This is a genomic window from Pseudomonas lactucae, from assembly GCF_016937615.1.
GTDB lineage: Bacteria > Pseudomonadota > Gammaproteobacteria > Pseudomonadales > Pseudomonadaceae > Aquipseudomonas > Aquipseudomonas lactucae.
Map to the genome: position 1 here is coordinate 14,140 of NZ_JAFHKI010000083.1, position 14,765 is coordinate 28,904.

A 14,765-nucleotide genomic window follows, 5' to 3' on the forward strand; every position below is an offset into this window, starting at 1 on the left:
TCAATTTTCACTATTTCCGCTAGACTTCCCGGCCCTGCTAGACGAACCCCATCATGCGCGTTGCTGACTTTACTTTTGAACTGCCTGATTCGCTGATTGCTCGCCACCCTTTGGCCGAGCGTCGCGCCAGTCGACTGCTGACCCTGGACGGGGTCAGCGGCGCCCTCGCACACCGTCAATTCACTGATTTGCTTGAGCATTTGCGGCCGGGCGACTTGATGGTATTCAACAATACCCGGGTAATTCCGGCGCGTCTGTTTGGCCAGAAAGCGTCCGGTGGCAAGCTGGAGATTCTGGTGGAGCGGGTGCTGGATACCCATCGCGTACTTGCGCATGTGCGCTCCAGCAAATCGCCTAAGCCGGGATCGAGCATCCTGATCGATGGCGGTGGTGAGGCCGAGATGGTGGCGCGTCATGACGCGTTGTTCGAGCTCAAGTTCGCCGAAGAAGTACTGCCGTTGTTGGAGCGCGTGGGTCATATGCCGCTGCCTCCTTACATTGATCGCCCCGATGAAGACTCGGATCGTGAGCGCTATCAGACGGTCTACTCGCAGCGCCTCGGTGCGGTGGCCGCGCCGACTGCCGGCTTGCATTTCGATCAGCCGCTGCTGGATGCGATTGCCGCCAAGGGCGTCGAGACCGCCTATGTGACTCTGCACGTGGGGGCCGGTACGTTTCAGCCGGTGCGTGTGGATAACATCGAAGACCATCATATGCACAGCGAATGGCTGGAGGTCAGCCAGGACGTCGTGGACGCTGTTCAAGCGTGCAAGGCGCGTGGAGGCCGAGTGGTGGCGGTGGGTACGACTAGTGTGCGCTCCCTGGAGAGCGCGGCACGTGATGGTGTGCTCAAGCCTTTCAGTGGCGACACCGATATTTTCATTTTCCCGGGCAGGCCGTTCCATGTGGTCGATTGCCTGGTGACTAACTTCCATTTGCCGGAATCCACGCTATTGATGCTGGTGTCGGCATTTGCCGGTTACCCGGAAACCATGGCTGCCTATCAAGCAGCCATCGATAACGGGTACCGTTTTTTCAGTTACGGTGATGCGATGTTTATCACCCGCAACCCGGCGCCACGCGGCCCAGAGGAACAACTATGAGTCGTATGTCGTTTGAATTGCTCGCTACCGACGGCAAAGCCCGTCGGGGGCGCCTGACCTTCCCGCGCGGCACTGTGGAAACCCCGGCGTTCATGCCGGTCGGTACCTATGGCACCGTCAAGGGCATGCTGCCGCGCGACATCGTCGCCACCGGTGCCGAGATCATCTTGGGCAATACCTTTCACCTGTGGCTGCGTCCTGGCACGGAAGTGATCAAGAAGCATGGCGACCTGCATGACTTCATGAAATGGCAAGGCCCTATCCTTACTGACTCTGGTGGTTTCCAGGTGTTCAGCCTGGGTGCCATGCGCAAGATCAAGGAGGAGGGCGTGACCTTCGCCTCGCCGGTGGACGGCTCCAAGGTGTTCATGGGGCCGGAAGAGTCAATGCAGGTACAGCGTGACCTGGGCTCCGACATCGTGATGATCTTTGACGAATGCACGCCGTACCCAGCCGATGAAGACGTGGCGCGGATTTCCATGGAGCTGTCGTTGCGTTGGGCTCAGCGTTCGAAGAACGCCCACGGTGACAACACCGCCGCGTTGTTCGGTATCGTGCAGGGCGGCATGCATGAAAGCCTGCGCAAGCGCTCGCTCGAAGGCCTCGACAAGATCGGTTTCGACGGCCTGGCCATCGGCGGTTTGTCGGTAGGCGAGCCAAAGCACGAGATGATCAAGGTGCTGGATTACCTGCCGGGCCTGATGCCCGCTGACAAACCTCGTTACCTTATGGGCGTTGGCAAACCGGAAGATCTCGTAGAGGGTGTGCGCCGCGGTGTGGACATGTTCGATTGCGTGATGCCAACCCGTAATGCCCGCAATGGGCATCTGTTCATTGATACAGGCGTGCTCAAGATCCGTAACGCGTTCCATCGCCATGATGATTCGCCGCTGGATCCCACCTGTGATTGCTACACCTGCCAGAACTTCTCCCGTGCCTATCTGCACCATCTGGACAAGTGCGGGGAAATGCTGGGTAGCATGTTGAATACCATCCACAATTTGCGTCATTACCAAGTCCTGATGGCTGGTTTGCGCGAGGCTATTCAACAGGGTACATTGGCCGCCTTCGTCGATGCCTTCTATGCCAAGCGCGGGCTCCCTGTGCCGCCCTTGGACTGAGTTTTCCGACCCTAAGATTCACTATTTGCAACTGGAGTGCTAAATGAGCTTTTTTATCTCTAACGCCATGGCCGACGCCGCCGCACCTGCTGCTGCCGGCCCTATGGGCGGTGGTTTCGAGTGGATTTTCCTGGTCGGCTTCCTGGTCATCTTCTATCTGATGATCTGGCGCCCACAGGCCAAGCGTGCCAAAGAGCAGAAAAACCTGCTGGGCAGCCTGCAGAAAGGCGACGAAGTGGTGACCACTGGCGGTATCGCCGGCAAGATCACCAAGGTTTCCGATGCTTTCGTGGTATTGGAAGTCTCCGACACCGTGGAAATGAAATTCCAGAAGGGCGCCATCGCCGCCACGCTGCCAAAAGGCACGCTCAAAGCGATCTAAGTAACAACCTTTACCAATCGACGGGGCGCGCAAGGCGCCCCGCGTTATAAGCGGGCGGCGTGATGCTGAACAAATACCCTCTGTGGAAATACGTACTGATCCTGGCGGTGCTGGCGATCGGTTTTATTTATTCCGCTCCCAATCTCTATCCTGATGACCCTGCGATCCAGATATCTGGCGCCAGCACTTCGCTGCAGGTCAATCAGGCTGACCTGGAGCGTGCGAGCAAAGCCCTCAACGACGCGGGTATCCAGGTTAAAGCGGCAACCTTGGCAGCTGGTTCGAAGGGCGGTTTGTTGCGCCTGACCAAGCAAGAAGACCAATTGCCGGCCAAAGATGTCGTGCGCAAGGCCATGGGTGATGACTACGTTGTCGCGTTAAACCTGGCACAAACCACGCCACAATGGCTGCGCAGCATTGGCGCGCACCCGATGAAGCTGGGTCTGGACTTGTCCGGTGGTGTGCACTTCCTGCTGGAAGTGGACATGGACAAGGCTCTCGACGCACGCCTGAAAGTCTACGAAGGCGACGTGAAGAGCCTGCTGCGCAAAGAGAAGTTGCGTTATCGCAGCCTGCCGCAGCTTAACGGTGCCATCCAGCTGGGCTTTGCTGACGAAGCCTCCCGCGAACAGGCCCGTGCGCTGATCCGCAAAAACTTCAATGATTTCGACATCGTACCCGCCGACCTGAATGGTCAGGCGGTACTGCGCTTGGCGATGAGCCCGGCCAAGATCGCGGAGATCCGCGAATACTCCATCAAGCAGAACTTGACCACGGTACGCAATCGCGTCAACGAGCTGGGTGTGGCCGAGCCGATCGTGCAGCGCCAAGGCGCCAACCGTATTGTGGTCGAGCTGCCGGGCGTGCAGGACACTGCTGAAGCCAAGCGTATCCTCGGCAAGACTGCCAATCTGGAGTTCCGCCTGGCGGCCGAGCCGGGTGCTTCCCGCGCGACGTCCGAGGAATTCGAATTCCGCGAAGGCAACCGTCCTCCAGCGCTTATCGAGCGTGGCTTGATCATCACCGGTGACCAGGTGACCGATGCCAAGGCGGGTTTCGGCGAGCACGGTACCCCTGAAGTGAACATCCGTCTGGATGGTCACGGCGGCGAACTGATGAGCCGCGCCACGCGCAGCAATGTCGGTCGCAGCATGGCGGTGATCTTCATCGAGCAGCGTCCTGTTACTACTTACACCAAACAGATGGTCAACGGCGTCGAGAAAGACGTGCCGGTACAGACCTTCAAGGAAGAGAAAAAGATCATCAGCCTCGCGACCATTCAGTCGCCGCTGGGTGCTCAATTCCGCATCACTGGCCTGAACGGTCAGGGTGAATCCTCGGAGCTGGCCCTGCTGCTGCGTGCTGGTGGCCTGGCCGCGCCGATGTACTTCGCGGAAGAGCGCACCATCGGCCCGAGCCTGGGCGCCGACAACATCACCAAGGGTGTGGATGCCGCCCTGTGGGGCATGCTGTTCGTGTCGCTGTTCATCATCGCCATCTACCGCTTCTTCGGCGTCATCGCCACCGTGGCCCTGGCGGGCAACATGGTGATGCTGCTGGCTCTGATGTCGCTGTTGGGCGCTACGCTGACCCTTCCAGGTATCGCCGGTATCGTGCTCACCATGGGGATGGCGGTGGACGCCAACGTGCTGATCTTCTCGCGGATTCGTGAAGAGATCGCGGCGGGTATGACCGTACAGCGTGCTATCAACGAAGGCTTCGGCCGGGCATTTACCGCGATCCTCGACTCCAACCTGACCACCCTGTTGGTCGGCGGGATTCTCTTTGCCATGGGCACAGGCCCGGTCAAAGGTTTTGCGGTGACCATGTCCCTCGGTATCTTTACCTCGATGTTCACGGCCATCATGGTGACCCGCGCAATGGTCAACCTGATCTTTGGCGGACGTGACTTCAAGAAGTTGTGGATTTAAGGGGCTGCCATGTTACGTACAATCAACTTCATGGGCGTTCGCAACATTGCGTTCGGCGCCACCGTGCTCCTTACCGTTCTGGCATTGTTCAGCTGGTTCCATAAGGGGTTGAACTATGGTCTGGACTTCACCGGCGGTACGCTCATCGAGCTGACCTACGAGAAGCCGGCCGACGTTACCCTGGTGCGCAACGAACTGGTCAAGGCCGGTTATCACGAGGCCATCGTGCAAAGCTTCGGTGCGACCACCGACCTCCTGGTGCGCATGCCTGGCGAAGACCCGCAACTGGGTCACCAGGTAGCCGAAGCCTTGCAAAAAGTGGGCGGCGACAACCCGGCGTCGGTCAAGCGTGTCGAGTTCGTGGGGCCACAGGTCGGTGAAGAGCTGCGCGACCAGGGCGGCCTCGGCATGCTGATGGCGCTGGTCGGGATCATGATCTACCTGGCTTTCCGCTTTCAGTGGAAGTTCGGTGTCGGCGCCATTGTGTCGCTGATCCACGACGTGGTCGTAACTGTCGGCATCCTGGCCTACTTCCAGATCACCTTCGACCTGACGGTGCTGGCGGCTGTGCTGGCGATCATTGGTTACTCCCTCAACGACACCATCGTGGTCTTCGACCGGGTTCGTGAGAACTTTCGCGTACTGCGCAAGGCGACGTTGATCGAGAACATCAACATTTCCACCACCCAGACCCTGCTGCGGACCATGGCCACGTCGATCTCCACCCTGCTGGCGATTGCTGCGCTGATGATCTTTGGTGGCGACAACCTGTGGGGCTTCTCCCTGGCGCTGTTTATCGGTGTTCTGGCGGGTACCTACTCGTCGATCTATATCGCGAACGTGGTGCTGATCTGGTTGAACCTCAACAGCGAAGACTTGATCCCTCCGGCCAGTACTGGCAAGGAGGTCGACGATCGCCCTTGAAGGGAGATTGTTGATCGGCTGTAACAAGAAAGGCGCGAGTATTGAACTCGCGCCTTTTTTTTTGCTCCAAGGCTGGGTATAGCGCGGATCTTTCGATCCGTTTGTGATGGTCAGGAGGTTCAACGTGAACAAGTCGTTACTGGTTGGTGCGGTATTGGGTGCTGTCGGTGTGACTGCCGGGGGTGCTGTTGCCACCTACAGCCTGGTAAAAAGCGGCCCTGAGTATGCGCAAGTGCTGGCAGTGCAGCCGGTGAAAACCCAGATCAAGACCCCTCGCGAAGTCTGTAAAGATGTGGCGGTGACCCGGCAGCGTCCGGTGCAGGATGAGCATCAAATCGCCGGTACCGTTGTTGGTGCTCTGGCCGGTGGCTTACTGGGCAATCAGATCGGTGGCGGTAACGGTAAGAAGCTGGCGACCGTTGCAGGTGCGGTCGGTGGGGGTTACGCCGGTAACAAGGTTCAGGAAGGCATGCAGAACCGTGATACCTACACCACCACGCAGACTCGTTGTAATACTGTGAACGACATCAGCGACAAGGTTGTCGGGTATGACGTGCGTTACAACCTCGATGGCAAGGAAGGTTCGGTGCGCATGGACCGTGATCCCGGCGGTCAGATTCCAGTCGACAAGGAAGGGCGTCTGATCCTGGGTCAGAACCAGCAGTAATTCCAGGCCTGGTGCAGTTCAATATGTGGGAGGTGGGCTTGCTCCCGATAGCGGTGTATCAGTCAATGAGTCTGTAACTGAGTAACCGCAATCGGGAGCAAGCCCCCTCCCACATTTGATTGGTGTTGTTACTGAGGCTTAGGCCTGGCTCAAAAACCAGGCATAAAAAAAGCACCCCTCTCGGGGTGCTTTTTTGTGCCCGCTCGCTTAACGCTTCAGCGAGGCCGGCAAGTGCGGCTGGATTGCCGTCAGTACCGCCTTGAAGCATTTGGTGTTGCCGGCAACCACATGGCCTTTTTCCAGGAAATCGTGACCGCCGGTGAAGTCGCTCACCAGGCCGCCGGCTTCTTGGATCAGCAGGGCGCCTGCAGCCATGTCCCATTCGGACAGGCCTGACTCCCAGAACGCATCAAAACGCCCTGCAGCAACATAAGCCAGGTCCAGGCTGGCTGCGCCCGCGCGGCGGATACCGGCGGTCTGGCCAACCAGGGCGCGGAACATGCCCAGGTAGTTTTCAAGGTTGTCCATCTGGTCGTCACGGAACGGGAAGCCGGTACCCAGCAGGGCGCCGTCCAGGCTGGTGCGGCCGCTGACGCGCAGGCGACGACCGTTCAGTTGGGCGCCACGGCCACGGCTGGCAGTGAATTCTTCCTGGCGAACCGGGTCGAGTACGACGGCGTGTTCCAGGCGACCGCGGTATTTGCAGGCGATGCTCACCGCAAAGTGTGGGATGCCGCGCAGGAAGTTGGTGGTGCCATCCAGTGGGTCGATGATCCACAGGTAGTCTTCGCCTTCGCCGCTGCCTTTGTGCAAGCCGGTTTCTTCGCCGAGGATGCCGTGGGTAGGGTAGGCCTTGCGCAGCGCGTCGATGATTTTCTGTTCAGCGGCGCGATCCACCTCGGATACGTAATCCTTGGCGTCTTTTTCGTCGACCTTGATGGTATCCAGGCGCTCGATGGAGCGGAAAATCAATTCACTGGCGCTGCGGGCGGCGCGCAGCGCGATATTCAGCATGGGCTGCATGGATAGGTCACCTAAGGTTGTTAAAGAAAGCCGAGCATTCTAGCAGAAACTTTCTTCAGGTGAAGGACGACGTTAGCTTTCGTGGCATAACCTTGGGCTGTTCTGTAAGATTTGCTCCCCTTTAACGTGTCCGAGAGCGCCTCCCTTGCTGCAAAACATTCGTGTCGTCTTGGTCAATACCAGTCACCCCGGCAACATCGGTGGGGTGGCGCGAGCCATGAAAAACATGGGGCTGACGCGTCTGGTGCTGGTCGAACCGCGCGTGTTCCCGCACCACGAGGCTGATGCTCGCGCATCCGGTGCCAACGACCTGCTTGAAAAAGCCCAGGTCGTCGCCACCTTGGAGGATGCCCTGGTCGGTTGCAACCTGGTGCTCGGCACCAGTGCCCGTGACCGGCGTATCCCCTGGCCACTGCTGGATCCGCGTGAATGCGGCACCAAGGTGGTGGAGGAGGCTGTTGGTGGCGCTGAAATTGCTCTGGTGTTCGGCCGTGAAGATTCCGGCCTGACCAATGAAGAGCTGCAGCGATGTCACTATCACGTGCACATCCCATCAGACCCCGAGTTCAGTTCGCTGAACCTTGGGGCGGCGGTGCAGGTGTTGGCTTACGAAGTGCGTATGGCGTGGTTGGCGGCTGCCGGCCAGCCCAGCAAGATGGAAAAGGAAGAAGTTGCATCGACCAAAAGTGGCGAGTTGGCCACCATGGACGAACTGGAGCGGTTCTATGAGCACCTGGAGCACACCCTGGTGGTCATCGAATTCCTTGATCCGGAAAAGCCGCGGCACTTGATGGCGCGCCTGCGTCGGTTATATGGGCGCAGCTCGGTCAGCCGAGCGGAAATGAATATATTGCGTGGCATCCTCACGGAAACCCAGAAAGCGGCTCGTGGCGAGCTTCTTAAGCGGAAGGATTAAAAATGTTCGAGCGTTTGCGAGAAGATATCCAAAGTGTTTTCCATCGTGATCCCGCGGCGCGCAACGCCTTTGAAGTGCTGACCTGCTATCCGGGCATGCACGCGATCTGGATTCACCGCTTGTCCGGCGCCTTGTGGGGCATGGGCTGGAAATGGCTGGCGCGGCTGGTGTCGAACTTTGGTCGCTGGTTGACCGGGATCGAGATTCATCCGGGTGCCAAGGTGGGCCGTCGATTTTTTATCGACCATGGCATGGGTATCGTCATTGGTGAGACGGCAGAAATCGGTGATGACGTGACGCTGTATCAGGGCGTGACGCTGGGGGGCACCAGTTGGAATAAGGGCAAGCGCCATCCGACGCTGGAAAACGGCGTCGTCGTCGGGGCGGGCGCCAAGGTGTTGGGCCCGTTTACCGTGGGGGCGGGGGCCAAGGTAGGCTCCAATGCGGTCGTCACCAAGGCCGTGCCGCCTGGCGCAACCGTGGTGGGTATTCCGGGGCGCATCATCGTCAAGCCGGAAGTCGGCGACGAGCAGGAGGCCAAGCGCAAGGCCATGGCCGAGAAGATCGGCTTCGATGCCTATGGTGTCAGTGAGGACATGCCTGACCCGGTGGCCCGCGCCATCGGTCAACTGCTCGATCATCTGCAGGCAGTGGACGGCAAGCTGGATGGCATGTGCGGTGCGCTGAAGGAGTTGGGTAGCAGCTACTGTGCGAAAGATCTGCCTGAGCTGCGCGAAGAAGACTTCGCCGAGATCAAGGACGAAGCTGCAACCAAGGCTGGTTGAAGTCTCATCATCAGCACAAAACTCCTGTGGGAGGGGGGTGCTTGCTCACGATATAGGTGTGTCAGGCGCCCAATATAGTGACTAATCCACTGCTATCGGGGGCGAGCCCCCTCCTACATTTTGAACTCCATTGGTCCCGCATTCGTGGTTTGGCCCCGTTCCTGCTGGTCGATCCAACCCCATCCTGCTATGATTCGCGCGCCCTTTTTGCGGGTAATCCTGACTAAAGTACTAGGTCTTATAGTTGACTTAAATACTCGGGAATCGCATACTTGCTCCCATTCTGAAACACCTTGGTACTTGTCCATGAGACTGACTACAAAAGGCCGATACGCGGTGACTGCCATGCTCGACCTGGCTTTGCACGCGCAAGCTGGGCCGGTGTCCCTGGCCGATATCTCCGAGCGCCAAGGCATTTCCCTGTCCTACCTCGAGCAGCTGTTCGCCAAATTGCGCCGCAGTAATCTGGTTTCCAGCGTGCGAGGGCCGGGTGGTGGCTATCAACTGTCCCGCGACATGCAGGGCATCCAGGTGGCCCAGGTGATCGATGCGGTCAACGAATCCGTCGATGCGACCAAATGCCAGGGCCTGGGTGATTGCCACGCCGGCGACACCTGCCTGACGCACCATTTGTGGTGTGACTTGAGCCTGCAGATCCATGAGTTTTTGAGTGGTATCAGCTTGGCTGATCTTGTGACTCGCCGTGAGGTGCAAGAAGTAGCCCAGCGTCAGGACCAGCGCCGTTGCAACACTAAGGCGCCGCGTCTGGACAAGATCGAAGCGTCCGCCGTCGAGTGACAGCCGAAGAGCTAACGGCACGCCAGCCAGCCTGATTTAGGAGAAAGTCCATGAAATTGCCGATTTACCTTGATTACTCAGCGACCACCCCGGTTGATCCGCGTGTCGCGCAAAAGATGAGCGAATGCCTGTTGGTCGACGGAAACTTCGGCAACCCGGCCTCCCGTTCCCACGTATTCGGCTGGAAAGCCGAGGAAGCGGTCGAGAACGCTCGTCGCCAGGTCGCCGACCTGGTTGGCGCAGACCCGCGCGAAATCGTCTGGACCTCCGGTGCCACCGAGTCCGACAACCTGGCTATCAAGGGCGCGGCGCATTTCTATGCGACCAAAGGCAAGCATCTGATCACTACCAAGATTGAGCACAAGGCTGTCCTCGACACCATGCGCCAACTGGAGCGTGAAGGTTTTGAGGTGACCTACCTCGAGCCTACCACCGACGGCATCGTCACCCCGGCCATGATCGAAGCCGCGCTGCGCGACGACACCATTCTGGTTTCGGTGATTCACGTAAACAACGAAATCGGCACCATCAACGACATCGAAGCGATCGGCGAACTGACACGCTCCAAGGGCATTCTGCTGCACGTCGACGCCGCTCAGTCCACCGGCAAGGTCGACATCGACCTGTCCAAGCTGAAAGTCGACCTGATGTCATTCTCCGCCCACAAGACCTATGGCCCTAAAGGCATCGGCGCCCTCTACGTAAGCCGCAAGCCGCGCGTACGTATCGAGGCCACCATGCACGGCGGCGGTCACGAGCGCGGCATGCGTTCGGGCACCCTGGCGACCCACCAGATCGTGGGCATGGGCGAAGCCTTCCGTGTAGCCAAGGAAGACATGGCTGCCGAAAACATCCGTATCAAGGCGTTGAGTGATCGTTTTTACAAGCAGGTCGAGAACCTTGAAGAGCTGTACATCAACGGCAGCATGACCGCCCGTGTACCGCACAACCTGAATTTGAGCTTCAACTACGTCGAAGGCGAGTCGCTGATCATGGCGCTCAAGGACTTGGCGGTTTCGTCCGGTTCGGCCTGTACCTCGGCGTCCCTTGAGCCTTCGTACGTACTGCGCGCCCTTGGCCGCAACGACGAACTGGCTCACAGCTCGATCCGCTTTACATTCGGCCGCTTCACCACCGAAGAACAAGTCGATTATGCCGCGCAGAAAGTCTGCGAAGCCGTCAACAAGCTGCGCGTTCTGTCGCCGCTGTGGGACATGTACAAAGACGGTGTCGACATTTCCAAGATCGAGTGGGCGGCACACTAACTATAGAAGCCGCCACCCCGGCTCTGTAGGAACGTGGCGGAAAACGCAGGCGTTTCTACAGGGTTCCAGAGCGGCCCTGATGAGTGAGGATTCAGTACCATGGCTTACAGCGAAAAGGTCATCGACCACTACGAAAACCCGCGCAACGTCGGCAAGATGAACGCGGAAGATCCTGATGTCGGCACCGGCATGGTCGGCGCTCCGGCGTGCGGCGACGTGATGCGCCTGCAGATCAAGGTCAACGACGCTGGCGTTATCGAAGACGCCAAGTTCAAGACCTACGGCTGCGGTTCGGCCATCGCCTCCAGCTCCCTGGCGACCGAGTGGATGAAAGGCAAGACCCTGGATGAGGCTGTCACTATCAGCAACACCCAGCTGGCCGAAGAGCTGGCCCTGCCGCCGGTGAAAATTCACTGTTCCGTACTCGCAGAGGACGCCATCAAGGCGGCCGTTCGCGACTACAAGCAGAAGAAAGGCTTGATCTAAGTATTTGGCGACGAGTAAGGAGTCAACGATGGCTATCAGCATGACAGAAGCGGCTGCGCAGCACATTCGCCGCTCCCTGAATGGGCGCGGTAAAGGTGAGGGGATTCGTCTGGGTGTACGCACCACAGGCTGTTCCGGCCTTGCCTACGTGCTGGAGTTTGTCGACGAGGTGGTTGCGGAGGACCAGGTGTTCGAAAGTCACGGTGAGAAAGTGATCATCGACCCGAAAAGCCTGACCTACCTGGACGGCACCGAGCTCGATTTCGTCAAGGAAGGGTTGAACGAAGGCTTCAAGTTCAACAACCCCAACGTACGCGGTGAATGTGGCTGCGGCGAAAGCTTCAACATCTGAGGCTATTTGTGGGTACTCCTTGTCATTTCGCTTTATTCGAGCTGCAACCGAGTTTTCGGCTGGACCTCGATCAGCTTGCCACGCGCTACCGTGAATTGGCGCGTAGCGTGCATCCGGACCGCTTCGCTGACGCTTCCGAGCGGGAGCAACGCCTGGCGCTGGAGCAATCGGCCAGCCTCAACGAAGCCTATCAGACGCTCAAAAGCCCACCGAAGCGCGCACGTTACCTGCTCGCGATGAAGGGTGGTGAGCTGCCGCTTGAAGTCACGGTGCACGATCCGGACTTCCTGATGCAGCAGATGCAATGGCGCGAAGAACTTGAAGACTTGCAGGACGAAGCCGATCTGGCGGGTGTCGCGGTCTTCAAGCGCCGTCTGAAAACCGCCCAGGATGAGCTCAACGAAAGCTTCGCAGCCTGTTGGGACGATGCAGCGCAACGCGAACAGGCCGAACGCCTGATGCGACGCATGCAGTTCCTTGACAAGCTCACCTACGAAGTGCGCCAGCTAGAAGAGCGCCTCGACGATTAACCCAGTGTGCTGCCCGTGATGCACGCCTGATAGACAGATAAGACCTGATTACCATGGCTCTACTGCAAATCGCCGAACCCGGCCAAAGCCCTCAACCGCATCAGCGTCGTCTGGCGGTGGGGATTGACCTGGGCACCACCAATTCCCTGGTTGCTGCCGTGCGCAGCGGCCTGTCCGAGCCGCTGCCTGACGCCGACGGCCAGGTTATCCTGCCGTCTGCTGTGCGTTATCACGCCGATCGCACCGAAGTCGGCGAATCGGCCAAGCTGGCGGCGTCCGCCGATCCTTTTAATACCGTGCTCTCGGTCAAGCGCTTGATGGGGCGCGGTCTGTCCGACGTCAAGCAGTTGGGTGACCAGTTGCCGTACCGCTTTATCGGCGGTGAATCCCATATGCCGTTCATCGACACCGTCCAGGGCCCGAAAAGCCCGGTGCAAGTGTCGGCCGATATCCTCAAGGTGCTGCGCCAGCGTGCGGAAACCACCTTGGGCGGCGAACTGGTCGGTGCGGTGATCACGGTTCCGGCCTATTTCGATGACGCTCAGCGCCAAGCCACCAAAGATGCGGCAAAGCTGGCCGGACTGAACGTGCTGCGTTTGCTTAATGAGCCGACCGCTGCCGCCGTGGCTTACGGCCTGGACCAGCATGCTGAAGGCCTGGTCGCCATTTACGACCTGGGCGGCGGCACCTTTGATATTTCGATCCTGCGCCTGACCGGCGGCGTCTTCGAGGTGCTTGCCACCGGTGGCGACAGCGCCCTGGGGGGCGATGACTTCGATCACGCTATCGCGGGCTGGATCATCACCAGCGCCGGCCTGTCGGCCGACCTCGACCCCGGCGCGCAGCGCAACCTGCTGCAAGCCGCCTGCGCTGCCAAGGAAGCGTTGACGGATGCCGCATCCGTTGAAGTTTCCTACGGCACCTGGTCGGCCCAGCTGACCCGCGAAGCCTTCGATGCGCTGATCGAGCCCATGGTTGCTCGCAGTCTGAAAGCCTGCCGCCGTGCGGTGCGCGACTCCGGTATCGAGTTGGAAGACGTCGGCGCTGTCGTCATGGTCGGCGGTTCCACTCGCGTTCCGCGTGTGCGGGAGGCCGTCGCTGAAGCGTTTGGCCGGCAGCCGTTGACCGAAATCGACCCGGATCAAGTAGTCGCCATTGGTGCCGCGATCCAGGCCGATACTCTCGCGGGCAACAAGCGCGAGGGTGGCGAACTGCTTCTGCTCGACGTGATTCCGTTGTCCCTGGGCCTGGAAACCATGGGCGGCTTGATGGAGAAGGTGATCCCGCGCAACACCACCATCCCCGTCGCCCGTGCCCAAGACTTCACCACTTACAAAGACGGCCAGACGGCCATGATGATTCATGTGCTGCAAGGTGAACGTGAGCTGATCAGCGACTGCCGCTCCCTGGCACGTTTTGAGTTGCGCGGTATCCCAGCGATGGTTGCGGGTGCCGCGAAGATTCGGGTGACCTTCCAGGTTGACGCCGACGGCCTGTTGAACGTGGCTGCGCGTGAGTTGGGTTCGGGCGTCGAGGCCAGTATCCAGGTCAAGCCGTCCTACGGCCTCACCGATGGTGAAATCGCCAAGATGCTCAAGGACTCCTTCCAGCATGCCGGCGACGACAAGGTCGCCCGTGTATTGCGTGAGCAACAAGTGGATGCCCAGCGCCTGCTCGAAGCGGTGCAGGGTGCCCTTGACGCTGATGGCGAGCGCCTGCTTGACGCCGAAGAGCGCGGGGTCATCGATCTGCAGATGCAGGAGTTGGCTGAATTGATGAAGGGCAACGATGGTTACGCCATCGAGCAGCAGACCAAACGCTTGTCGCAGGTCACTGACGCTTTTGCCGCCCGGCGCATGGACCAGACGGTGAAAGCCGCACTGGCCGGGCGCAACCTGAATGAAATCGAGGAATAATTAATGCCGCAGGTCATTTTTCTGCCACACGCCGAGCATTGCCCGGACGGTATGGTTGTTGAGGCTGAGACCGGCAAGTCCATCCTCGAAGTTGCCCATGACAACCACATTGAGATCGAGAGTGCTTGTGGTGGTGTGTGTGCTTGCACCACTTGTCACTGCATCATTCGCGAGGGGTTCAACTCGCTTGAAGAGGCTGACGAGCTGGAAGAAGACTTTCTCGATCGCGCCTGGGGCCTAGAGGCGACTTCGCGTCTAAGTTGTCAGGCAAAGGTCGGGACCGAGGACATTACTGTCGAAATTCCGAAATATTCGCTTAACCATGCGGCCGAAGCGCCGCACTGATGGTGACACTGTCATGAGCTATGGTTGGAATGATGTACAACGCATCGCAGAAGAGTTGGCCGAAGCCAAGCCGGATGTGAATCCGTTGACCGTTAACTTTGTCGATCTCCAGCACTGGATCATGGAGCTTCCCGATTTCGACAGTGCCTCTGGCCGTTGTGGCGAGAAGGTCCTGGAGGCTGTCCAACAGCTCTGGATCGAAGAAATCGACTGATCGATCT

17 protein-coding genes are annotated in these 14,765 nt (G+C 59.1%); 16 read left to right on the top strand and 1 reads right to left on the bottom strand.

Annotation, left to right across the window (positions count from 1 at the left end; translation table 11 throughout):
- Positions 1-53 precede the first annotated feature (53 nt).
- From queA to JWR98_RS16145, 6 genes are all read left to right on the top strand, one after another.
- Positions 54-1,103: a tRNA preQ1(34) S-adenosylmethionine ribosyltransferase-isomerase QueA gene (gene queA / locus JWR98_RS16120; RefSeq protein WP_078734583.1), complete on the top strand. Its 1,050-nt coding sequence runs from the start codon at positions 54-56 to the stop codon at positions 1,101-1,103.
- A gap of 5 nt (positions 1,104-1,108) precedes the next feature.
- Entirely contained in the window at positions 1,109-2,224 is a 1,116-nt protein-coding gene (gene tgt, locus JWR98_RS16125) for a tRNA guanosine(34) transglycosylase Tgt (protein ID WP_003175976.1), read from the top strand.
- Positions 2,225-2,267: 43 nt separating this feature from the next.
- On the top strand, positions 2,268-2,606 hold the full coding sequence (yajC, locus tag JWR98_RS16130; protein ID WP_003175975.1) for a preprotein translocase subunit YajC: 339 nt from the start codon (positions 2,268-2,270) through the stop codon (positions 2,604-2,606).
- Between the two features lie 62 nt (positions 2,607-2,668).
- On the top strand, positions 2,669-4,537 hold the full coding sequence (gene secD / locus JWR98_RS16135; protein ID WP_078734582.1) for a protein translocase subunit SecD: 1,869 nt from the start codon (positions 2,669-2,671) through the stop codon (positions 4,535-4,537).
- Positions 4,538-4,546: 9 nt separating this feature from the next.
- Positions 4,547-5,461 (top strand): protein translocase subunit SecF, encoded by a 915-nt coding sequence (gene secF / locus JWR98_RS16140; RefSeq protein WP_078734581.1) that lies wholly within the window; start codon positions 4,547-4,549, stop codon positions 5,459-5,461.
- 124 nt (positions 5,462-5,585) lie between these two features.
- Positions 5,586-6,128, top strand: a complete 543-nt coding sequence (locus tag JWR98_RS16145) for a glycine zipper 2TM domain-containing protein (protein WP_078734580.1) — start codon at positions 5,586-5,588, stop codon at positions 6,126-6,128.
- A gap of 207 nt (positions 6,129-6,335) precedes the next feature.
- On the opposite strand, the gene suhB is transcribed toward JWR98_RS16145, so the two are convergent.
- Entirely contained in the window at positions 6,336-7,151 is an 816-nt protein-coding gene (gene suhB / locus JWR98_RS16150) for a type III secretion system regulator SuhB (RefSeq protein WP_003175971.1), read from the bottom strand.
- A gap of 145 nt (positions 7,152-7,296) precedes the next feature.
- On the opposite strand from suhB, the gene trmJ reads away from it, so the two are divergent.
- The 10 genes from trmJ (at position 7,297) to iscX (ending at position 14,758) form a co-directional block, all read left to right on the top strand.
- On the top strand, positions 7,297-8,067 hold the full coding sequence (gene trmJ / locus JWR98_RS16155; RefSeq protein ID WP_205490536.1) for a tRNA (cytosine(32)/uridine(32)-2'-O)-methyltransferase TrmJ: 771 nt from the start codon (positions 7,297-7,299) through the stop codon (positions 8,065-8,067).
- 2 nt (positions 8,068-8,069) lie between these two features.
- Positions 8,070-8,852 (top strand): serine O-acetyltransferase, encoded by a 783-nt coding sequence (gene cysE / locus JWR98_RS16160; RefSeq protein ID WP_205490537.1) that lies wholly within the window; start codon positions 8,070-8,072, stop codon positions 8,850-8,852.
- Between the two features lie 306 nt (positions 8,853-9,158).
- Positions 9,159-9,650, top strand: a complete 492-nt coding sequence (iscR, locus tag JWR98_RS16165; RefSeq protein WP_042945252.1) for a Fe-S cluster assembly transcriptional regulator IscR — start codon at positions 9,159-9,161, stop codon at positions 9,648-9,650.
- Positions 9,651-9,700: 50 nt separating this feature from the next.
- Positions 9,701-10,915 carry an IscS subfamily cysteine desulfurase gene (locus JWR98_RS16170; protein ID WP_078734577.1) on the top strand — a complete coding sequence of 405 codons (1,215 nt, stop codon included), beginning with the start codon at positions 9,701-9,703 and terminating at the stop codon, positions 10,913-10,915.
- 99 nt (positions 10,916-11,014) lie between these two features.
- A complete protein-coding gene (gene iscU, locus JWR98_RS16175; protein WP_003175965.1) occupies positions 11,015-11,401 on the top strand; it encodes a Fe-S cluster assembly scaffold IscU in 387 nt (128 codons plus the stop codon).
- 28 nt (positions 11,402-11,429) lie between these two features.
- Positions 11,430-11,753 carry an iron-sulfur cluster assembly protein IscA gene (gene iscA, locus JWR98_RS16180; protein ID WP_003175963.1) on the top strand — a complete coding sequence of 108 codons (324 nt, stop codon included), beginning with the start codon at positions 11,430-11,432 and terminating at the stop codon, positions 11,751-11,753.
- An 8-nt stretch (positions 11,754-11,761) separates the two neighbouring features.
- On the top strand, positions 11,762-12,283 hold the full coding sequence (hscB, locus tag JWR98_RS16185) for a co-chaperone HscB (protein ID WP_205490538.1): 522 nt from the start codon (positions 11,762-11,764) through the stop codon (positions 12,281-12,283).
- Positions 12,284-12,336: 53 nt separating this feature from the next.
- On the top strand, positions 12,337-14,199 hold the full coding sequence (gene hscA / locus JWR98_RS16190) for a Fe-S protein assembly chaperone HscA (RefSeq protein ID WP_205490540.1): 1,863 nt from the start codon (positions 12,337-12,339) through the stop codon (positions 14,197-14,199).
- Positions 14,200-14,202: 3 nt separating this feature from the next.
- Positions 14,203-14,544, top strand: coding sequence for an ISC system 2Fe-2S type ferredoxin (gene fdx / locus JWR98_RS16195; RefSeq protein WP_003175958.1), 342 nt, complete (start codon positions 14,203-14,205; stop codon positions 14,542-14,544).
- A gap of 13 nt (positions 14,545-14,557) precedes the next feature.
- Entirely contained in the window at positions 14,558-14,758 is a 201-nt protein-coding gene (gene iscX / locus JWR98_RS16200; protein WP_078734574.1) for a Fe-S cluster assembly protein IscX, read from the top strand.
- The last annotated feature ends 7 nt before the right edge of the window (positions 14,759-14,765 follow it).

What these genes read in the sequence shown, in the direction of transcription:
- queA (WP_078734583.1), top strand. Translation starts at nt 54, where the DNA reads ATGCGCGTTGCTGACTTTACTTTTGAACTGCCTGATTCGCTGATTGCT.
- tgt (WP_003175976.1), top strand. Translation starts at nt 1,109, where the DNA reads ATGTCGTTTGAATTGCTCGCTACCGACGGCAAAGCCCGTCGGGGGCGC.
- yajC (WP_003175975.1), top strand. Translation starts at nt 2,268, where the DNA reads ATGAGCTTTTTTATCTCTAACGCCATGGCCGACGCCGCCGCACCTGCT.
- secD (WP_078734582.1), top strand. Translation starts at nt 2,669, where the DNA reads ATGCTGAACAAATACCCTCTGTGGAAATACGTACTGATCCTGGCGGTG.
- secF (WP_078734581.1), top strand. Translation starts at nt 4,547, where the DNA reads ATGTTACGTACAATCAACTTCATGGGCGTTCGCAACATTGCGTTCGGC.
- suhB (WP_003175971.1), bottom strand. Translation starts at nt 7,151, where the DNA reads ATGCAGCCCATGCTGAATATCGCGCTGCGCGCCGCCCGCAGCGCCAGT.
- cysE (WP_205490537.1), top strand. Translation starts at nt 8,070, where the DNA reads ATGTTCGAGCGTTTGCGAGAAGATATCCAAAGTGTTTTCCATCGTGAT.
- iscR (WP_042945252.1), top strand. Translation starts at nt 9,159, where the DNA reads ATGAGACTGACTACAAAAGGCCGATACGCGGTGACTGCCATGCTCGAC.
- JWR98_RS16170 (WP_078734577.1), top strand. Translation starts at nt 9,701, where the DNA reads ATGAAATTGCCGATTTACCTTGATTACTCAGCGACCACCCCGGTTGAT.
- iscU (WP_003175965.1), top strand. Translation starts at nt 11,015, where the DNA reads ATGGCTTACAGCGAAAAGGTCATCGACCACTACGAAAACCCGCGCAAC.
- iscA (WP_003175963.1), top strand. Translation starts at nt 11,430, where the DNA reads ATGGCTATCAGCATGACAGAAGCGGCTGCGCAGCACATTCGCCGCTCC.
- hscA (WP_205490540.1), top strand. Translation starts at nt 12,337, where the DNA reads ATGGCTCTACTGCAAATCGCCGAACCCGGCCAAAGCCCTCAACCGCAT.
- fdx (WP_003175958.1), top strand. Translation starts at nt 14,203, where the DNA reads ATGCCGCAGGTCATTTTTCTGCCACACGCCGAGCATTGCCCGGACGGT.
- iscX (WP_078734574.1), top strand. Translation starts at nt 14,558, where the DNA reads ATGAGCTATGGTTGGAATGATGTACAACGCATCGCAGAAGAGTTGGCC.